The sequence below is a fragment of the uncultured Sphingorhabdus sp. genome (assembly GCF_937872355.1).
Taxonomy (GTDB): Bacteria; Pseudomonadota; Alphaproteobacteria; order Sphingomonadales; family Sphingomonadaceae; genus Sphingorhabdus_B.
This window is the reverse complement of record NZ_CALMSV010000213.1, coordinates 1-3,892: the sequence shown is the minus strand read 5'-3', so window position 1 is coordinate 3,892 and position 3,892 is coordinate 1. Positions and strand designations below refer to the sequence as shown.

Below are 3,892 nucleotides of genomic sequence, written 5' to 3'. Positions count from 1 at the left end.
GGCTCCTGGCTGGCCGTGCTGCGCGAAGACACGCGCGCCATCGTCCGCGCGGCCTCGCAGGCAAGCAAGGCTGCCGATTGGCTGCTTGGCTTCGCACCGGACACCAATCTCGGCATGACCGACGATGAGCGGGAGGCGGCCTGATCCCCTGAAAATCGGAAAAGCGGCAATGCGGATTTCCGGCTTTCCACTGTTCCGTATCCGTGGCGCTGCTCTCTTTAGAGGAAGAGGGCGGCGCTTCGCTTCGTGACGGGTTCAGGGTCGAGAGAGAGGCTCTCGGCGCCCGTCGCGGAGACAACCACGATGGCACCTGCCGTTCAGAAACTCACCCTCTCGCCCTCGCGCGATATCCCCTTCAACAAGCTGGTCCTCAGCCAGTCCAACGTCCGGCGCGTGAAGTCCGGCGTCTCGGTCGAGGAATTGGCCGAGGACATTGCCCGCCGCGGCACGCTCCTCCAGAGCCTCAATGTCCGCCCCGTCCTCGATGCCGATGGCAGCGAGACCGGCATGTTCGAGGTGCCCGCCGGCGGCCGGCGCTACCAGGCGCTCGCGCTGCTGGTGAAGCAGAAGCGCCTGACCAAGACCTCGCCGGTGCCCTGCGTCGTGCGTGATCCAGCGACGTCGATCCTCGCCGCGGACGACAGCCTGGCTGAAAACACGCAGCGCGTCGCGCTCCATCCTCTTGATCAGTTCCGCGCGTTCCTCGACATGCGGACCAAGGGCATGACCGAGGAGGAGATCGCCGCCGCCTTCTTCACCACCGTCCAGATCGTGAAGCAGCGCCTGCGCCTCGCGGCCGTCTCGCCTGTGCTGTGCGACATTTATGCCGAGGATGGCATGACGCTGGAGATGCTGATGGCATTCACCGTCAACCCCGATCCTGTCCGGCAGGAACAGGTCTGGGAGTCGATCCAGCATTCCTATAACCGCCAACCCTGGCACATTCGCCAGCTCCTCACCGAAACTTCCATTCCCGCCTCCGACAAGCGGGCGCAGTTCGTCGGTGTCGAAGCCTATCAGGCGGCGGGTGGCGAAATCCTTCGCGATCTGTTCGAGGCCGATGACGGTGGCTGGCTTCAGGAGCCGGCGCTGCTCGACCGATTAGTCTCTGACAAGCTGAAAGCGAACGCCGACGAGATCGCGGCCGAAGGCTGGAAGTGGATCAGCGTCGATACCGACCTGCCTTACGGCCATGATCATGGTCTTCGTGCCCTGACCGGTACCCCCGTCGATCTCACCGACGACGAGCGCGCCGCTCGCGAGGCGCTGCGCGAGGAGTACGACCGGCTCGAGGCGGAATATTCCGAAGCCGACGAACTGCCCGACGAGATCGACCAGCGCATGGACGAAATCGAAGCTGCGCTCGAAGCATTCGAGCAACGCCCGGCTATCTACGATCCAGCTGAGATCGTGCGCGCCGGCGTGTTCGTCAGCGTCGATCGCGAAGGCGAGCTTGTCGTTCGTCGTGGCTATGTCCGGCCGGAGGACGAGGCGCCGATCGACGCCGAGGGCCATGAGGTCGATGGCGTCACTGATCCCGCCGACGCCGAAAACAACGGCAGCGTCCAACGCGCCATCATCACGATCGGCGGCCAGTCGGCCGAGCCAGAGGAGGATGACGAGGAAGATGTCATCAAGCCGCTGCCCGAACGGCTTGTCACCGAGCTGACTGCGCACCGCACGCTCGCGCTTCGCGATGCGGTCGGCGCCAATCCGCAGGTCGCGCTGACGGCGCTGCTGCACAAGCTGGGGCGCGACACCTTCCAGCGCACCGGCACGTCCGGCGCGAGTTTGCAGGCGTCGGTCAATCACGTCTTCTTCCGCGAACAGGGCAAGGATCTTGGCGAGACATCCTATGCCAAGTCTATCGCCCAACGGCACGAGGATTGGACGGCGGATCTGCCTGTGGACGAGGATGCGTTGTGGGATTGGCTCGCCACTCTCGACGATGCCAGTCGCCTGGCGCTGCTCGCCCATTGCGTCAGCTATGGCGTCAACGCGCTCTATGAGCGGCTCAATCCCTATAGCGGCAGCGGCGTCTCGCAATCGGGCCTCGACCGCCGCATGGCCGAGGCGGATCGGCTGGCGCGCGCGACGGGCCTCGACATGGTGGAGGTGGGTTTCCGCCCGACCGTTGAGAACTATCTCGGCCGCGTAACGAAGCCGCGCATCCTCGCCGCGGTGCGCGAAGGTGCGGGCGAACGCGCCGCTCAACTCATCGACCATCTGAAGAAAGGCGACATGGCGAAGGAGGCCGAACGTCTGCTCGCCGATAGCGGCTGGCTGCCCGAACCGCTGCGCCTGGTCGAGCAGGACGAGCCGGCGACGAACGGCGAAGGCGACGAGGCGCTGCCAGCCTTCCTCGCCGACGATGACGAACCCTCCGACGACGAGGACGAAGTTCTGCACGTTGTCGCCGCCGAATAGCGCATCGGCGCGGGGCGGCTTCAGTCGTCTCGCGCTGTCCTTCCCAATCCGTTCCTCAGCCCGGCCAACGCGCCGGGCGCTTTCGTGTCAGGAGGCCGTCATGTCCGAAACTTCCGATACCGATGCAAAACCCATCCCGCCGCTCTCGGAGTGGGAAATGCTGTCCGCCTTGCGAATCCAACTTGAGGTAGAGATTTTCCAGACCAACAAGGTGACATTGTTCAGCGCCTTGGAACGCGCGGGCGTCACAAAGATCGTCATCACGTTCGATGGCTATGGCGATTCCGGCCAGATCGAGGATGTCCAGGCCAAGGCCGGCGACGACGACATCACCATGCCCAACGCCATGATCGAGTTTGCAACAACGGTCTGGGGCCAGCCTGAGCCGGAGCGATCTTCCGTCACCGTCGCCACTGCCGTCGAAAGCCTGACCTATGACGCTCTCGAACGTACGCACGGCGGCTGGGAGAACAACGACGGCGCCTATGGCGCTATCATCTTCGACGTCGCGGACTACTCGATCACGCTCGACTACAACGAGCGTTACACTGCGTCCGAAAACTACACGCACAGCTTTTGAGGAGGCCGCGATGGGGCATTGCTATCACCACGCGCTGTCCTCGGCGCGCAAATGGGGTGGCACAGCGGAAGACTATCTGCCGCTGCACCAATGGTTCGACGAGTCGAAGGAAATCACGGCGGACTTCCGGCACCGCGCGCTGCGCCACCATGCGCAGGGCATATTCGAGCTGGAGCGGACCTTCGGCGCTGCCATCACCATCTCGACCGGTCGCGTCGTGCCGGTCCGGCTGATCGGCGAGCAGCATGTGCTGGAGGATCTCGGCTTCATCCCGAGCTTTGCCGATTGGGTACGCTGCATCCGGCCTCAGCCCTGGATGGGTCGCGCCCAGCCCATTCACAAGCTGGTCGATCCCTTCGCGGCGCCGCCTGAGCCCGACCCAAGCCCTCCACCGCAAGCCGCCCTCGATCCGACGGCGGCCTGATCACCGCCATTCACCCAAATCAGCCCGGCCATCGTGCCGGGCGTTTTCGTTCCAGGAGCTTGTCATGGCCGATTATTTCACACATTTCTCGTGTCTGCTCGATGTCGGCACGCCCGACAATGCAGCCCGCGCGCTCGACCTCTACAACAGCCTGTCGGAGGACGGCGTATCGGAGGAGCCGCCTTCAGAAGGCTTCCTTCTGTCGATCCAGCCCGAACATGGCGGCAGCCAACTCTGGATGCGCGATGACGCCACTGGCGATCCCGAGCGGCTGATCCAGTTCGTGAAGATCTGCGCCGCCGAATTCGGGCTGACGGGCCGTTGGGGCTTCCAATACGCCAACACCTGTTCGCGCCCACGGCTCGATGGGTTCGGCGGGGGCACCCACGCCCCCGGACCTGCCACGGCGGCGTCCGGCGCCGGGACCTAAACCCGTGGTTAGGCCGCCCCAAAGGCCTCCA

4 protein-coding genes and 1 pseudogene are annotated in these 3,892 nt (G+C 64.6%); all 5 read left to right on the top strand.

Going from position 1 to position 3,892, the window contains the following annotated elements:
* Positions 1 to 144 (top strand): annotated as a pseudogene (locus Q0239_RS14115) (antirestriction protein ArdC); the annotation flags it as partial.
* A 159-nt stretch (positions 145 to 303) separates the two neighbouring features.
* Entirely contained in the window at positions 304 to 2,427 is a 2,124-nt protein-coding gene (locus Q0239_RS14110) for a ParB/RepB/Spo0J family partition protein (protein ID WP_298603963.1), read from the top strand.
* 100 nt (positions 2,428 to 2,527) lie between these two features.
* Positions 2,528 to 3,007: a DUF6878 family protein gene (locus Q0239_RS14105; protein WP_298603961.1), complete on the top strand. Its 480-nt coding sequence runs from the start codon at positions 2,528 to 2,530 to the stop codon at positions 3,005 to 3,007.
* Between the two features lie 10 nt (positions 3,008 to 3,017).
* A complete protein-coding gene (locus Q0239_RS14100; protein WP_298603959.1) occupies positions 3,018 to 3,431 on the top strand; it encodes a hypothetical protein in 414 nt (137 codons plus the stop codon).
* A gap of 64 nt (positions 3,432 to 3,495) precedes the next feature.
* A complete protein-coding gene (locus Q0239_RS14095) occupies positions 3,496 to 3,861 on the top strand; it encodes a hypothetical protein (protein ID WP_298603957.1) in 366 nt (121 codons plus the stop codon).
* Positions 3,862 to 3,892: the final 31 nt, after the last annotated feature.